The organism is uncultured Maribacter sp. (assembly GCF_963977385.1).
GTDB lineage: Bacteria > Bacteroidota > Bacteroidia > Flavobacteriales > Flavobacteriaceae > Maribacter.
The window spans coordinates 59,007-74,950 of the sequence record NZ_CAXBOU010000004.1 but is presented as its reverse complement, the minus strand read 5'-3'; the positions used below and the strand labels follow the sequence as shown (position 1 = coordinate 74,950).

Sequence of the window (15,944 nt, the reverse complement as noted above, 5' to 3'; positions counted from 1 at the left end):
GCTTCTTTAATTTATTATTAATAATGACACTTTCCACATTCCAGACCACCCAATTGAGCAGCTGTCAAGTTATCTACACCATACTTCTTAGAAAGTTCAGCATGTATTTTTTCGTAATACTCATTACCCTCAACCTTAACATTGGTTTGTCGGTGACAATCTATACACCAACCCATTGTTAATGGAGAATATTGATACATTATTTCCATTTCCTCTACTGGACCGTGACATGTTTGACATTCAACACCAGCCACTGAAACATGCTGTGAGTGATTAAAATATGCAAAATCAGGAAGATTGTGAATTCGAACCCATTCTACAGGTTGACTTTCCCCTGTGTATTTTTGATTCTCTTCATCCCAACCAACAGCTTTATACAATTTCTTTATTTCACCTGTATAAAACTCGTTTGTATAACCATTCTCTATATCTTCTTTAGAAGGACCTTCTGGATTACCAGCATACTCATAAATAGATTTATGACAATTCATACAAACATTTAATGAAGGAATTCCAGAAGTTTTAGAAACCCTAGCAGATGAGTGACAATACTTACACTCAATTTTATTATCACCAGCATGTATTTTATGAGAATAATGAATAGGCTGAATTGGCGCATAACCTTGATCAATACCCACCTGCATCATCCATCCGTATGCGAAGTAAGCACTACCCAACAATAAAAATATTGTAGTCACTAAGACCAAAAATTGATTTTGAGCGAAAGCTTTCCAAATTGGAGTTCTTTTTTCAGCGTTTTCTTTTTCAACAACAATACCATTTGCTTGAGCAATACGTTGCAATGTTTTATTAACAAGCAACAACATAATTACTAAAAGCCCAAAAACCAGCACTAACGCACCTAAGATTATTTCATTAGACACTCCAGAAGAACCACCAGAACCATTTACACCAGATTGACCATCAACAGCAGCAGATGCGGGTGCTGTAGGTGGCGGAGCAGCCGTATACGCTAAAATATCATCAATATCACCATCGGATAATGTTGGGAAAGCAGTCATAGCAGCCTGATTGTATTCTGCATAAACCTTATTAGCATATGCATCACCGGACTTAATCATACTTGGACTATTTTTAATCCAACTATACAACCATTCTTTAGCTAAACCTTCATCTTCGCTTAACCTACCTTCTACATTCGCCAAAGCAGGGCCAGTCATCTTACGATTTAATGCGTGACACGCAGCACAGTTCTGATTGAACAAAGCCTTACCATTCGCAGCGTCACCGCCACCAGCGGCAGCTTCCGTCACTGAACTATCAACTGTAGCATCTTGAGCCGTCAATGGACTAGCAAAAAGTAAAAAAAGTATTAGGGATAATCCTAAAATTTTAGAAAACTGATTTCGGTATGGAACCTTTTTCATATATCGAATATTTCTATCGGAATCTTGGCATGATTTTGGTCACAGATAAAACCTATTAATATCTATCAAATGCCTAAATCGGAGACAAAAATACAACATAGACTTTATTTGAAAAATGTTAATGTATTTATAATTTACAATTTAGAAATATTCTAAATAAACTCTGATTTATTTGTTTGATCCTTAATAATTTACTTTTGTAACGATTCAAAATAAAACGACATAAAGGTTATGAAAATACTTAGTTCAGTGGTGCTTTTTGCATGTTTAACTCATTTTAGCTACTCACAAGGTGCTAAAGTCAACATTCAACAAGACCAAAAAATAGATCAACTACTAGAAATATATAAATCTTCATTAAGCAATAATGAATACTATAGAATACAAGTAGGTTTTGGTGATTACGCGAAAGCACAACGAATAAAAGCGAATGTTGAAGAAGATTTTCCAGATCTTTCCTCAAAAATAGATTTTGACTCACCAACATACCGAGTACGTGTTGGCCGATTCACTTCTAAGCTTGACGCCGAACGAAAGTTCAACGAAGTACGAATTAAATATCCTGATGCAATGTTATTAAAACCAAAAAAATCGACCAATTAGGTCGATTTTTTTGGTTTATACTTTAGTCTAGCTAAACTAGGAATTCGTATATCTCCTATTTAGACTTCAACTTCTTCTTAACTGCTACTTCTTGGAATGCTTCAACAATATCACCTTCGATGATATCATTGTAATTCTTAACCTGAAGTCCACAATCATATCCTTTAGCAACTTCTCTAACATCGTCTTTAAATCGTTTTAACGAAGACAGTGTTCCAGTATAAATTACCACACCATCACGTATTAATCGGATATTAGAATTTCTAAATATCTTACCACTAGTTACCATACAACCAGCAATAGTACCAATTTTAGAAATCTTAAATGTCTCTCTGATTTCAGCTGTTCCAGAAATCTCTTCTTTCATTTCAGGAGATAACATACCTTCCATCGCATCTTTAAGATCATTGATGGCTGCATATATAATAGAATACATACGGATATCTATTTCCTCTTTTTCAGCAATTGCCTTAGCATTACCCATTGGTCTAACATTAAAACCAATAATTACTGCATCTGAAGCAGATGCCAATAACACGTCTGATTCCGTAATAGGACCAACCGCCTTATGTATGATATTTACTTGAATTTCATCAGTAGATAATTTTTGGAAAGAATCTGTAAGTGCTTCAACTGAACCATCAACATCACCTTTAAGAATAATGTTAAGTTCTTTAAACTCACCTAACGCAATTCTACGTCCGATTTCATCTAGTGTAATATGACGTTGTGTTCTTACTGATTGCTCACGTTGTAATTGAGATCTTCGAGAAGCTATTTGTTTAGCCTCACGCTCATCTTCTAACACATAGAACTTATCACCAGCTTGCGAAGCACCATCAAGACCTAATATAGATATTGGTCTAGAAGGACCTACTTCCTTAACACTGTTTCCTCTTTCATCTTGCATTGCCTTAATCTTACCACTAGTGGTACCTGCCAATACATAATCACCTATCTTAAGTGTACCTGACTGAACTAATACAGTAGAAACATAACCCTTTCCTTTATCTAAAAAGGCTTCTACAACTGTACCAGTTGCATGTTTATCCGGATTCGCTTTAAGCTCTAAAATTTCAGCCTCTAACAATACTTTCTCTAATAACTCTTTAACACCTAAACCAGTTTTAGCAGAGATATCATGAGATTGAATTTTACCACCCCAATCTTCTACTAATAAATTCATTTGTGCTAAACCTTCTTTAATCTTATCAGGATTAGCTGTCGATTTATCAATCTTATTAATAGCAAAAACGATTGGCACACCAGCTGCTTGCGCATGACTAATAGCTTCCTTCGTTTGTGGCATGATATCATCATCAGCCGCTACAACAATAATTGCAATATCGGTGACTTGAGCACCTCTAGCACGCATAGCGGTAAACGCTTCGTGACCAGGAGTATCTAAGAACGCTATTCGCTCTCCATTTTCTAAAGTAACACCATACGCACCAATATGCTGAGTAATTCCTCCACTTTCACCAGCGATAACATTTTCCTTACGGATATAATCCAATAAAGACGTTTTACCGTGATCCACGTGACCCATTACAGTAACAATAGGAGCTCTTGGTTTTAAATCCTCAGGAGCATCAACTTCCTCAACTATACTTTCTTCTATATCTGCCGTTACGAAATCAACTTCATAACCAAATTCTTCAGCTACAATAGACAAAGTTTCAGCATCTAAACGCTGATTCATTGTCACCATTAAACCTAAAGACATACAAGCAGAAATAATTTCGGTCGTAGAAACACCCATCATAGTTGCAACCTCGGTTGCCGTAACGAACTCCGTAACTTTAAGTACTTTGTTTTCTAATTCTTGTTGTTCAAGATCTTTCTCTGTCTGCTCACGATGCTGATCTCTTTTACTTCTTCTATATTTAGCCCCTTTACCCTTCTTAGATTTACCTTGAAGTTTTTCTAGGGTTTCACGTACTTGTTTTTGTACATCTTCTTCTGTTGGCTCAACCTTAGCAGCTGCGACAAACCTACCTCTACCTCTACTACGATCCGCTGTACTTGGAGCCGTTCTAGTTTGACCTGGACCAGAAGGATTTTTTGTTACAATTCTTCTTCGTCTCTTTTTACGATCAACACCAGCTCTATCGACTGGTTTTTTCTCCTCTTTCTTTTTCTTCGGCTTCTCGAACTTACTTAGGTCAATTTTCTCACCTGCAATTTTAGGTCCAGATAACTTTTGATATTGAGTCTCAATAGTTTTAGGCTCATCAGATTCTGCCTTAACCTCAACTTCAGGTTCTTTTGGCGTCACTTTTTTCACCTCTTCTTTTTTGACGACTTCAGCTTTAGGTTCCTGAGCTTTCGGCTCATCTTTCTTCACTTCCGCTTTTTGAACCACAGGCACTTCTTTAGGTTTTTCTTCAACAACCTTAGGGGTTTCTTTAACCTCTACTTTTGCTTCAACAACCTTTTCTTCCGCCTTCTTTTCAACCTTCGGAGCTTCCTCTACCTTTGGGGCTAATTCTACCTTTGGAGCTTCTTTAGCAGGTTCTTCCTTTTTCTTTTTAGGATTAAGGTCAATTTTTCCTACCATTTTCGGTCCTGCAAGTTCTACTTTGCCAACCAAAATATTTTGCTCAGCTTCAGTATTTCTACGCTCACGAGCCAAGCGACGATCATCTTGTTCTTTTTCTAATTGAACCCGAATTGCCTCTTTCTCCTTACGCTTCTCCTCGCCAACTTCCTTAGATGCAACCTTTTTACTTTTGTCCGTTTGGAACTCGTCAAGTAAAACCTGATAAACATCATCGGAAATTTTTGTGGTAGGCCTCGCTTCCACATCATGTCCTTTTCCATTCAGAAAGTCCACTGCCCTGTCCAAGGAAATATTAAGTTCACGAAGAACTTTATTAAGCCTTATTTTCGCATTGTCTGCCATAAATACTGATTCCCGTTCTTTATTTAAGTGCTAATATATAGCTAATCTTCTAATTCTTCTTTTAGGATACGCACAACTTCTACAATTGTCTCCTCTTCTAAATCTGTACGCTTCACCAAATCCGCAACATCTTGCTCTAAGACGCTACGCGCTGTATCCATTCCAATCTTCTTGAATTCTTCAATAATCCAAGCATCGATTTCATCTGAAAACTCTGTTAATTCAACATCTTCCTCAACACCTTCACGGAACACATCAATCTCATAACCAGTTAACTGACCTGCCAATCTAATATTGTGACCTCCTCTACCTATTGCCTTCGAAACCTCTTCTGGCTTCAAATACACCTGAGCAGTCATTTTCTCGTCGTTCAATTTAACGGAAGAAACTCTAGCAGGGCTCAACGCCCTAGTAACCAACAATTGTGGGTTAGCTGTCCAGTTTATTACATCGATATTTTCATTACCCAATTCACGAACAATTCCGTGAATTCTAGAACCCTTCATACCTACACAGGCTCCAACGGGATCAATACGATCATCATAAGAATCAACAGCAACTTTTGCTTTTTCACCTGGTATACGAACAACTTTCTTCACCGTAATTAAACCATCAAAAACTTCTGGTATTTCTTGGAAGAATAATTGCTCCAAGAATTTAGGTGAACTTCTTGACATTATTATAGTAGGTTTCGCACCTTTCAATTCAACACTTTCGATAACACCTCTAACATTATCTCCTTTGCGGAAAAAGTCAGATGGTATTTGCCTGTCTTTAGGTAGAATTATTTCATTTCCTTCGTCATCTAACAAAATTATAGCCTTGTGTCGAATATGATGTACTTCTGCGGTATAAATCTCGCCCTCTAAATCCTTAAAGTGCTTATAAATAGTTGTATTATCGTGTTCGTGGATTTTTGAGATAAGATTTTGACGTAATGCCAAAATAGCTCTTCTTCCTAAATCAATTAATTTAACCTCCTCAGATACATCTTCACCAACTTCAAAATCTGGCTCTATCTTTCGAGCTTCAGATAATGAAATTTCCTCATTTGGCTCTTCAACCTCGCCATCATTAACTACGATACGGTTACGCCAAATTTCTAAATCCCCCTTATCCGGGTTTATAATGATATCAAAGTTATCATCTGAACCAAACTTCTTTTTAAGCGCATTTCTGAAAACATCTTCCAAAATGGCCATCAACGTTACCCTGTCTATGAACTTGTCGTCCTTAAACTCTGAGAAAGATTCAATTAACGCAATATTTTCCATTGGTAATTACAATTAAAATTTTAATACAACTTTTGCTTTAATAATATCTGAAAAACTTACTTCTTCTTTTTTCTGAACCGTCACCTTTCCTTTTCCAATAGGCTTAGGCTCTCTTGCTTTCCACTCCAAAACAATAGAATCATCATTAACGGCAGTTAAATTACCTTCAAGTTTCTGATCATTTGTTTGAACTTCAAGTTTTCTTCCAATATTCTTTAAATATTGACGCGGCATTACTAACGGAGCCGCAGCTCCTGACGAAGCAACTTCTAGCGAAAAATCATGCTCATCTCTATCTAAATTATGCTCGATAGCCCTGCTGATTTTTATACAATCACTCACCGTAACCCCTTGATCACCGTCTATTACCACGTGAATGCTATTATCAGCACCCATGGTGAAATCAATCAAAAATAGAGATGGATCTTCTTCAAGACCTTGTTCCAATAACTCTTTTACTTTTTCCTTTAGCATAAATAATAAGTAATAAAAGAGGGGACTAATTGTCCCCTCATGAATACTTTTATATCCTTTCAGCACTGCAAAGATACAATAATTTTAATTTCCTACAATACCGTTTTCTTTCCTTATTTATTTGACAGCAAAACAATCAAATGAAATTTTTATACTTTATCTAAAGACCGTTAGCTAATAATTATGCTACTTTTAGCTAAATGTCAACCAAAAAGCAACCAAATGGAAATTCTTTCCTCATATAATCTAATTATCGGCGCGTCATTAATAGTAGTACTATCGTTCTTTTTTAATGGTATTTCAAAAAAAACCAATATACCCGCAGTTCTGATGCTTATCGTATTAGGAATTCTCATCAAAATCGGCTTAGAATTCTTTATCCCGGAGATTCCTGATTTCAAAGGTTCTTTAGAAATTCTAGGAACAGTAGGTTTGATCATGATTGTTCTTGAAGCAGCTTTAGAGTTAGAATTAAAAAAAGAAAAGTTATGGCCTATTCTAAAATCAATGGCTATTGCTTTAATAGGCTTAATTGGCTCTGCATATATAGCAGCCCTTATTCTCTATCAATTCATACCAAATATGACCATGCAATCTGCCTGGCTATATGCGACTCCCCTATCCATTCTTTCAAGCGCTATAATTATACCTAGTGTTGGCGGACTCGCAGAAGCTAAAAAAGAATTTCATATTTACGAAAGTACCTTTTCTGACATTATGGGTATTATGATGTTTTATTTCTTGACAGGTAAATTAAATCCTGCAGAAGATGCAGGAGTCGCTGGGTTTGCCGGAAACTTAGTTTTAACTATAATCATTGCGATTGTTGCTAGTTACGCTATTATATTAATATTTCAACGCATTAAAAGTCAGGCAAAACTATTTTTACTCATTGCTGTTTTACTACTGCTATATGCAATTGGCAAAAAAATGCACTTATCCTCTTTAATCATTATTCTCGTATTCGGTTTAATTGTTAAGAATGTCAATTTATTTTTCCCTGGTAAAACAAAAATTTTCTTGGAAACCGAACGGATGCAACAAATTTATCACGAACTACATATCATTACACTAGAGACGGCATTTGTTGTTCGCACCTTCTTTTTCGTAATATTTGGCATCACTATAGTACTAGCAACATTATTAAGTGTTAATGTAGCCATAGTTAGTCTACTTATTATAGCGTCAATTTACGCCATACGTTTTATTGTTCTTATAGTTTTCGTTGGAAAAGATATGCTACCTCAGCTTTTTATTGCCCCTAGAGGACTGATAACCGTACTACTATTCTACGCCATACCTATGGAAGCACAAATAGAAGGATTTGAATCGGGAATTTTACTATTTGTAATAATTGCAACGAGCTTAGTTATGACTTGGGCAATGATTCGCGATAAAAGTAAAATGGGCACAATGCTAGACGAGATAGATGAAGAAATTTTGGAACGTAATTTAGCCGAAGACGCTTTGCGAAATTCAGAAATTGAGCTATCAGAAGAAAATGATATCAAAAAACAGCAACAATCTTCCACAGAGGATATTAATCCATAGCATACAAAATATAAGGGGAATATTTAGAGAAGAAATCGACCTATAACGGTAACTAATTCTTCAAAACTACTGAGGACCATATGAGGCATGTACCTCTACTTGATCACTGTGAGCCTCAAGCTGCTCGCTATTCATACTATCAACCTCTTTCCGAAATCGAAGAATCATAAGGGTATCTAATTCCTGGTCGATACTATCACGTAAAACTTTCCAGTTCGTAGAATTCATTTTTTGATTATACTTCATAATTTTATTAAATCGGTCTAAATTATAACGGTTAGCCTTCCATGCATGTGCGGTACTTTCTTCGTGCTTTACATCTTGCAAATAAAAACCGATGCCAAAGCCAAGCACCACAACAATCAATAAAATTTTTAAGACTTTTGGAGAAAGATTCATAAGGTTAAGTTATTTAGGGTACTAAATTATGACATAACAACATCGAAACGGTTTCTTTTCCGATGAATTAGTAACGTTATCAGATTAAATGTACAAAAATACTGACATATAGATAACCATTTCTTCACATTAGCAACTAGAACAAACCTTATTCAAAAGCTTATTTAACCAAAGTGCTACCAAACACTTAGACGGGTAAAAACAAAAAACCCGATATCAAATGATATCGGGTTTTTCTTAATTCTCATTAGTTGGCCCACAAGGATTCGAACCTTGAATGACGGTACCAAAAACCGAAGTGTTACCATTACACCATGGGCCAATACCTTCTAAGAGGGTGCAAATTTAAAACAAAGTTTGGTTTCACCAAACATTTTTTACTGTAATAATAAAAAATACTCCTTTCACCCTGTTAAAGGTTTATAAAAATAGTGTAAAATTCTCTATATTAATTAGTAAATTCGCCACTTAGGTTTAACCCAAGTTTCATGTTTTCAAAGAACTACCACAAGTGGGACACCATATTAGGATGGTCCGTATTTTTCATAGCCCTTATTACGTACTATATCACTGTCGAGCCCACCAATAGTTTTTGGGATGCCGGCGAGTATATAGCTACAGCTGCAAAACTACAAGTAGGCCACCCACCAGGTGCCCCTTTACTACAAATGATAGGCGCATTTTTCTCTATGTTCGCCTTTGAACCTAGTAAAGTTGCCATGATGGTGAATTTAGTTTCAGGAGTATCAAGTGCATTTACTATTTTGTTTATGTTTTGGACCATTACCAACATAACAAGAAAATTAATTGATAACGACGGCCCTTTCACCAATAGCAAAGCTATCGCTGTTTTCGGTAGTGCTTTAGTAGGTTCTCTTGCTTTCACGTATTCAGATAGTTTTTGGTTTAACGCCGTTGAAACTGAAGTATATGCTACTGCTAGTTTTATAATGGCTCTACTCCTGTGGCTAGGTTTAAAATGGACAGATAATCTCGAAGATCCTCGTGGTAATCGATGGATTATTTTAATCTCTTTCGTTGTAGGTCTTACTTTCGGTATTCAATTCATGGGCTTCTTAGCTATACCATCTATAGGTTTATTGTATTACTTTAAAACGTATAAAGAGACTACGGTTAAAAATTTCTTGTTAGCCAATATTATTGTGATAGGCATTTTAATGTTGGTTTATAAGTTCTCTCTTACCTACGTACTTCAACTTTTTGGATGGGGAGAAGTGTTCTTCATAAATAGTATTGGATTACCGTTCAATTCAGGATCCATTATTATAGGATTACTATTTATTTCCGTTTTCTATTTCGGCTTAAATTACACTCGTAAAAACAATTATAAAACAGGTAACACCATCGTACTGTGTATGATGTTTTTATTCTTAGGATTTTCTTCATGGCTAATGCTACCAATTAGAGCAAATGCCAAAGTAGTTATCAATGAAAATAATCCAGAAGATGCAAGAGCTCTTTTAGCATATTATAACAGAGAGCAATACCCTGGTGTAGATAGCCCTGTCTACGGTACTTATTATTCAGATATGTTTGCTGCAGCTGGTGAAGATCAAGATGGCAAACCGAAATATGAAAAAGATTACACTTTAGGCAAATATATAGTAGTCAACAAATTCAAAGATGCCGTTCAAGGCCCTAACCCTAAACATCAAGGTCTATTACCTAGAATGTGGAGTTCACAGAATGCCGAGAATTACATGCGTTATTTTGGAGCATTAGATTTTAGAATCACACAACCGAATCAAGAATTAAGACAAGCAGCAGAACAGGTTAAAGTAGGTTTTGCGAATGGCGAAATTGGTGCTGACCAATATATTAGTTTTCTAAAACGTTTTGATGAATATATCGAAGTTCAGCCACCTACTGTTTGGGAAAATGTTAGATACATGATCGAATTTCAATTCAATTATATGTATTTACGTTATTTCATGTGGAACTTTGTAGGGAAGCAAAATGATGTTCAAGGTCGCTATAACGATAATGGAAATTGGTTAAGCGGAATAAACTTCCTAGATAGCTGGCGATTAGGTAGTCAAGACAATTTACCAAGCGACATTAAAAACAACCCTGGAAGAAACACATACTTCTTTTTACCACTGTTACTCGGTATTATTGGTATTGTTTTTCAAGTGTCGAAAGACAAAAAACAGTTTTGGGTCTTATTAATTTTCTTCCTCTTTACAGGCTTGGCAATTCAATTTTATACCAATCCTGGTATATTTCAACCAAGGGAACGTGATTATTCATTAGTAGGATCATTCTATATTTTTGCGCTTTGGATTGGCTTAGGTGTTTATGGACTTTACGACAGTTTTAAAGATTGGATTACTCCAAAAATACTAGCGCCCGTAGTTGTAGTTGTCACTCTACTAGCGGTACCAACTGTGATGGCGGTACAAAACTGGGATGATCATGACCGTTCTAATCGATTTACAGCAAACTCATCTGCAAAAGCATATTTAGATTCATGTCAAGAAGATGTTGGCGCTATTCTATTTACGATTGGAGATAATGATACTTTTCCAATTTGGTATGCACAAGAAATTGAACATTATAGAACAGATGTTCGTATTGTATGTACTAGCCTTTTTGAAACAGATTGGTATGTAGACCAAATGAAGGTCGCGGCATATGAAAGTGCGCCTATACCTTCTCAAATTTCACATGATAAATACCGCTGGGGCTCACGAGATGTATTATATCACCAGGGAATCACTGAAAACAGATGGCCAATTAAAGACTTCATCAACTGGATAGACAGTGACAAACCAAGAACTAAGCTTAAATATCTTTTTGAACAAAATGGAGCTGATTTAAGTCAATATTCAGAGGACACTCAAAATATGGTGTACTACCCTACTAACAAAATTAGGGTTCCTGTTAACAAGCAAAATGTTTTGAATAGCGGACTTGTTAAAGAAAAAGATGCAGACTTAATTGTTGAATTCATCGATATCGATTTACCAGGCGCTATCACCAAAAAGAGCATGATGATGTTAGATATTTTAGCTAACAACGACTGGAAACGACCTTTATATTTCTCTGGAGGAAGCTTTGATGACGCTGAATATCTTTGGATGAAAGATTACTTACAGTTAGATGGCCTAGCCTACAAATTAGTCCCTATTCGAACCGAACGACCAAACTCTTTTGAATTAGGACGTATCGATACTGATTTAATGTATGACATAGTCAAAAAATGGGATTGGGGTAACGCAGGTGGCGATATTTACCACGACACACAAACACGTATACAAAGTGTATCTTTTAGAGGCAATTTAGCTCGATTAATGGAAGCATTAATCAACGAGAACAAAATAGACAAGGCAAAGGATATTATTGAGATATCAATAACGAATATGCCTGTTGAGAAATTCGGATACTATACGCTAATAGAACCATTTATCGATGGGTATTATAAAGTCGGCGAAAGCCAAAAAGCACGAGCGCTTTTCGAAATCCTAAAGACAAAGTATCAAGAACGATTAGAGTATTATGCCTCTGTAAGCTTAGATGAGCAATACAGTAGCATTGATGATATCATTTCCGACATGGAGGCTTACAGACGTAATATAGATATCATTATCGCTAACGATACTGAAGAAACAGCTGAGAAAGAGACATTAATATTCAATGAATATATCGACAAGTTCCAACATTTCTATAAAGATGAAGATAGTATGGAATTGCCTGATGATGCACTCCAATCTGATCCGGATATGATAGATACGCTACCAATGTCTGATACAATTACCCCAGACAATACGAGAACAGATATATTACAAGATACCGTGGGTCTTTCTGCACAACAGTAAATAATAAAAGCTTTGAGCCTAGGCTCAAAGCTTTTATTATTATATAGAATATTTTAATTGAAATCTAAACGTATTCTTTCAGAATACCAATAAGGGTATTAGCATCTTGCTCGCCGCTTTGACGCCATACCATTTCTCCTTTTTTATAAATCATTAAAGTAGGTAAACCTTTAACACGTAAAGCTTGAGAGAGCTCTTTATTCTTATCCACATCAATTTTAATCACCTTGCCCCTATCACCTAAGGCTGCAGCAACATCTCGTAAAACAGGATGCATCGCGGTAGACTGTTCATTCCACTCAGCGTAAAAATCGAGAAGAACGGGTACCTGTAAATCTATAAGCTCACCAAATTTGGACATATAAAATGCTTTACTATATTAGCCAAATGTAATAAAAAATGTTAAAATACTAACCTTGACAACGTATTAGTAGACCTGTAAAAGGGTTAAAATCATGTTAATGCCTTTTTTCGCAATGTAATAACAGTAATTTCTGGCCATATTCCGACTCTACCAGGATACCCTAGAAATCCGAAACCTCTATTTACATTAATGAATTGACCCATTTCCTTGTAAATACCTGCCCAATAAGGGTATCTCCATTTTACAGGGCTCCACTTTATCCATCCTGGTATTTCAATACCAAATTGCATTCCATGAGTATGACCGCTTAAAGTCAAGTGATAGTGATAAGGATCATTAATTACCTCCATTTCCCAATGCGAGGGATCATGGCTCATAAGTATCTTAAAATCATTTTCATCGATTTGAGAAGCTGCTTTTTTAAGATCACCGGCCTTTTTAAATCCGCCCTTACCCCAATTTTCTACTCCCACTAAAGCTATTCTATCATCTCCTTTTCGCAAATATCTATGTTCATTAAGTAAAAGGTCGAAACCCATCTGCTTTTGCAAAGTCTTTAAATCTTCTAGATTTTGTTTTTTAAGCTCTTCTGTTTCCCAAGGAATATAATCTCCATAATCATGATTACCCAATACGGAAAACACACCATCTTTTGCGTGTAAAGTACCAAACAAGTCTGCCCAAGGCAGCATTTCAGAGGTCATGTTATTAACCATATCACCCGTAAACAAAAGTACATCGCTCTTTTGCTTATTGATTAAATCAACACCATACTCAATCATCTTTCTATCATCAAAACTACCGCTATGTATATCAGAGATTTGGGTAATCTTATATCCATCAAAATTATCTGGCAAATCATCAAACTCTAAATCATATTTCAATACCTTAAAATTGTACTTACCCTTATACATACCGTATAACAAAGCTCCAAATGGAATAGATGCTATACCAATAGCAATTAAACTTAAAAATCGCCTTCGTGCCGGTAACCCGAATTCTTTATCAACCCCATATACTTTCTGATAAAGCCCTGTCGTAATTCGGTATAAATCTTCTGAGAACAAAAAAATAATGGTAATAATATTGAAAGTAAGTATGGTCAATAAAAACCCAAATGCATAACTTTTCGGTATACTTAAAACTCGACCAACTTCTTCACCTACAGTAAATTGATATATAAAATTGACTATTACCGCCAATGAAATAATAATATATATATAAGACCACCACGGTTGTTTAGCTATCGTTTTCAATGCTTGTAACACATAAAACCCAAGCGCTACATAAACTATGGTAAAAATAATCCAACGTATCATGTTTATTTTTTACACAAAGATATCTGTATATCACAGGTATAGGCATTCATTTGCATTTTATTTAACCTTAGTCACTACAGACTTAATATTTTCTAATTGCGTAACAGCTAGATAATCATCACTTAAAAAGTTACTTGAATTCATAGAAATCAATGGTGATTTTGGTAAACTTTTAATCATTGACGTCCCTGATAAATGAACAGCATTAAATCCATTTTCCTTAAACATAGCAACATTTTCAGAGTTAATTCCTGAGCCAGGCATAATTTGAACTGTAACAGACTGATTGTTTAAGCTAGCCAATAAATCAATTCCTAAATAGGCAGATTTTTGCTGTCCTGAAGACAAAATATAATTTACATGTATATGTTCTAATTGCTTAAGTGTTTTGAATGGGTCTACTACCCAATCAAAAGCCCTATGAAACGTAAACTTCAAATCGTCAGCAGCTAATTTCAACTTACGAGTACGCTCTACATCCAAAGTAAAATCTTTCATCAGCACTCCAGATACGATTCCATCAAACCCGAGTTCTTTGCATAGCGCTATATCAGTCATCATTATAGTAAACTCATCATCCGAATACGTAAAATCACTACTTCTAGGGCGAATCAACACATGTACCGGTATAGACACCTGTTCTTTAACTGCCTTCAACAAACCGTAAGATGGCGTTAAACCACCCACTGCCAACTCAGAACATAACTCAATGCGGTCTGCACCAGCATGTTCAGCGACCAAGGCAGATTCTAAAGAATTAGCACAAACTTCTACTAGCATATACTTATATTTAGGGTCTTTAAAAGTAAAGAATCCAACCCATGAAAAGAAGAAAGTTCCTTAGAAATTCGAGCACCGTAGCTGCAGGCATAATATCAGCACCTTTATTAGCATCGTGCTCTGAAAAGACAATTGCAAATGAAACGGATTCTATAGGAGTTATACCTATCGCCATTTGCACATGGGATTTCGATAACGCAACTGCAAAAGCATGGGAAGTTTTAAAAGATGGCGGCAGTTCTTTAGATGCCGTTCACCAAGGCGTTATGATTGAAGAAAACGATTTAAACAATAGTACAGTAGGTAATGGCGGCAGACCAGATAGAGATGGCAATGTTACATTAGATGCCTGTATTATGGACAAAGATGGTAATTGTGGCGCTGTATTGGCGATGCAAAATATTGCTAATCCAATTTCCGTAGCTAGAAAGGTTATGGAAGAAACACCCCATGTAATGCTAGCGGGTAAAGGTGCCGAACAATTTGCTTATGAGCAAGGTTTCGAAAAGACCGACTTACTTACCGAAGAATCAAAAGAAGCATGGCTAGAGTGGAAAAAAACATCGCAGTATAAACCTATCATAAATATTGAAAATCACGATACTATTGGCATGCTTGCCATTGATGCCGATGGAGATATTGCTGGTGCTTGCACCACTAGTGGCATGGCTTATAAAATGGCTGGTAGAGTTGGAGACTCCCCTATTATAGGTGCCGGACTTTTTGTTGATAATGAAGTAGGTGGCGCAACTGCTACCGGAGTAGGAGAAGAAGTGGTTAGAACCGTAGGAAGTTTTCTTATCGTTGAACTGATGCGACAAGGAAAATCGCCACAGGAAGCTTGCGAAGAAGGCGTGAAACGTATAATCGCGAAAAATAAGGAGAAACAAGATTTTCAAATAGGCTTTATCGCTATAAACAAAAAAGGCGAAACAGGTGGTTATTGTATACACCCAGGGTTCACCTATAGAACATATACCAAAGATGGTCATGTAAATAATCCATCGGGGAGTTATTTAGAAAGCTAATTCAGCTTCTAATGTTTTTA

The 15,944-nt window shown here is 36.0% G+C and carries 12 protein-coding genes and 1 tRNA gene; 4 read left to right on the top strand and 9 right to left on the bottom strand.

All coding sequences use genetic code 11. From position 1 onward, the window contains the following. Nucleotides 1-17: 17 nt before the first annotated feature. Complete coding sequence (locus tag AAC084_RS06825) at nt 18-1,388, bottom strand: c-type cytochrome (protein WP_339838667.1); 1,371 nt, start codon at nt 1,386-1,388, stop codon at nt 18-20. 231 nt (nt 1,389-1,619) lie between these two features. Here AAC084_RS06825 and AAC084_RS06820 point away from each other — a divergent pair, with 231 nt between their 5' ends. Continuing rightward, on the top strand, nt 1,620-1,991 hold the full coding sequence (locus AAC084_RS06820) for an SPOR domain-containing protein (RefSeq protein WP_339838664.1): 372 nt from the start codon (nt 1,620-1,622) through the stop codon (nt 1,989-1,991). Between the two features lie 55 nt (nt 1,992-2,046). Here the strand turns inward: AAC084_RS06820 and infB are convergent, their stop codons facing one another. From infB to rimP, 3 genes are read right to left on the bottom strand one after another with little or no spacing between them, the layout of a single operon-like run. Continuing rightward, nucleotides 2,047-4,896, bottom strand: a complete 2,850-nt coding sequence (gene infB, locus AAC084_RS06815; RefSeq protein ID WP_339838662.1) for a translation initiation factor IF-2 — start codon at nt 4,894-4,896, stop codon at nt 2,047-2,049. 41 nt (nt 4,897-4,937) lie between these two features. Further along, nucleotides 4,938-6,170 carry a transcription termination factor NusA gene (gene nusA, locus AAC084_RS06810; protein ID WP_339838659.1) on the bottom strand — a complete coding sequence of 411 codons (1,233 nt, stop codon included), beginning with the start codon at nt 6,168-6,170 and terminating at the stop codon, nt 4,938-4,940. A 12-nt stretch (nt 6,171-6,182) separates the two neighbouring features. After that, the gene (gene rimP, locus AAC084_RS06805; protein WP_339838656.1) at nt 6,183-6,644 is read right to left on the bottom strand and encodes a ribosome assembly cofactor RimP; all 462 of its coding nucleotides are present in this window, start codon (nt 6,642-6,644) and stop codon (nt 6,183-6,185) included. 222 nt (nt 6,645-6,866) lie between these two features. Here rimP and AAC084_RS06800 point away from each other — a divergent pair, with 222 nt between their 5' ends. Further along, entirely contained in the window at nt 6,867-8,195 is a 1,329-nt protein-coding gene (locus AAC084_RS06800) for a cation:proton antiporter (RefSeq protein ID WP_339838653.1), read from the top strand. 66 nt (nt 8,196-8,261) lie between these two features. Here the strand turns inward: AAC084_RS06800 and AAC084_RS06795 are convergent, their stop codons facing one another. Both AAC084_RS06795 and AAC084_RS06790 read right to left on the bottom strand, forming a co-directional pair. Further along, entirely contained in the window at nt 8,262-8,594 is a 333-nt protein-coding gene (locus AAC084_RS06795) for a hypothetical protein (RefSeq protein WP_339838651.1), read from the bottom strand. Nucleotides 8,595-8,845: 251 nt separating this feature from the next. Beyond that, nucleotides 8,846-8,916 (bottom strand) — tRNA-Gln (locus AAC084_RS06790). Between the two features lie 166 nt (nt 8,917-9,082). On the opposite strand from AAC084_RS06790, the gene AAC084_RS06785 reads away from it, so the two are divergent. Beyond that, complete coding sequence (locus AAC084_RS06785; RefSeq protein WP_339838648.1) at nt 9,083-12,433, top strand: DUF2723 domain-containing protein; 3,351 nt, start codon at nt 9,083-9,085, stop codon at nt 12,431-12,433. A gap of 64 nt (nt 12,434-12,497) precedes the next feature. On the opposite strand, the gene AAC084_RS06780 is transcribed toward AAC084_RS06785, so the two are convergent. From AAC084_RS06780 to AAC084_RS06770, 3 genes are all read right to left on the bottom strand, one after another. Continuing rightward, the gene (locus AAC084_RS06780; RefSeq protein WP_091623614.1) at nt 12,498-12,794 is read right to left on the bottom strand and encodes a thioredoxin family protein; all 297 of its coding nucleotides are present in this window, start codon (nt 12,792-12,794) and stop codon (nt 12,498-12,500) included. Nucleotides 12,795-12,886: 92 nt separating this feature from the next. Then, a complete protein-coding gene (locus tag AAC084_RS06775; RefSeq protein WP_339838646.1) occupies nt 12,887-14,116 on the bottom strand; it encodes a metallophosphoesterase in 1,230 nt (409 codons plus the stop codon). Nucleotides 14,117-14,173: 57 nt separating this feature from the next. After that, nucleotides 14,174-14,896, bottom strand: coding sequence for a copper homeostasis protein CutC (locus tag AAC084_RS06770; protein ID WP_339838643.1), 723 nt, complete (start codon nt 14,894-14,896; stop codon nt 14,174-14,176). A 41-nt stretch (nt 14,897-14,937) separates the two neighbouring features. On the opposite strand from AAC084_RS06770, the gene AAC084_RS06765 reads away from it, so the two are divergent. After that, entirely contained in the window at nt 14,938-15,924 is a 987-nt protein-coding gene (locus AAC084_RS06765) for a N(4)-(beta-N-acetylglucosaminyl)-L-asparaginase (RefSeq protein ID WP_339838640.1), read from the top strand. Nucleotides 15,925-15,944 lie beyond the last annotated feature (20 nt).

Bases quoted from the DNA above. Each gene is read 5' to 3' on its own strand.
- AAC084_RS06825 (WP_339838667.1), bottom strand. From the start codon at position 1,388: ATGAAAAAGGTTCCATACCGAAATCAGTTTTCTAAAATTTTAGGATTA.
- AAC084_RS06820 (WP_339838664.1), top strand. From the start codon at position 1,620: ATGAAAATACTTAGTTCAGTGGTGCTTTTTGCATGTTTAACTCATTTT.
- infB (WP_339838662.1), bottom strand. From the start codon at position 4,896: ATGGCAGACAATGCGAAAATAAGGCTTAATAAAGTTCTTCGTGAACTT.
- nusA (WP_339838659.1), bottom strand. From the start codon at position 6,170: ATGGAAAATATTGCGTTAATTGAATCTTTCTCAGAGTTTAAGGACGAC.
- rimP (WP_339838656.1), bottom strand. From the start codon at position 6,644: ATGCTAAAGGAAAAAGTAAAAGAGTTATTGGAACAAGGTCTTGAAGAA.
- AAC084_RS06800 (WP_339838653.1), top strand. From the start codon at position 6,867: ATGGAAATTCTTTCCTCATATAATCTAATTATCGGCGCGTCATTAATA.
- AAC084_RS06795 (WP_339838651.1), bottom strand. From the start codon at position 8,594: ATGAATCTTTCTCCAAAAGTCTTAAAAATTTTATTGATTGTTGTGGTG.
- AAC084_RS06785 (WP_339838648.1), top strand. From the start codon at position 9,083: ATGTTTTCAAAGAACTACCACAAGTGGGACACCATATTAGGATGGTCC.
- AAC084_RS06780 (WP_091623614.1), bottom strand. From the start codon at position 12,794: ATGTCCAAATTTGGTGAGCTTATAGATTTACAGGTACCCGTTCTTCTC.
- AAC084_RS06775 (WP_339838646.1), bottom strand. From the start codon at position 14,116: ATGATACGTTGGATTATTTTTACCATAGTTTATGTAGCGCTTGGGTTT.
- AAC084_RS06770 (WP_339838643.1), bottom strand. From the start codon at position 14,896: ATGCTAGTAGAAGTTTGTGCTAATTCTTTAGAATCTGCCTTGGTCGCT.
- AAC084_RS06765 (WP_339838640.1), top strand. From the start codon at position 14,938: ATGAAAAGAAGAAAGTTCCTTAGAAATTCGAGCACCGTAGCTGCAGGC.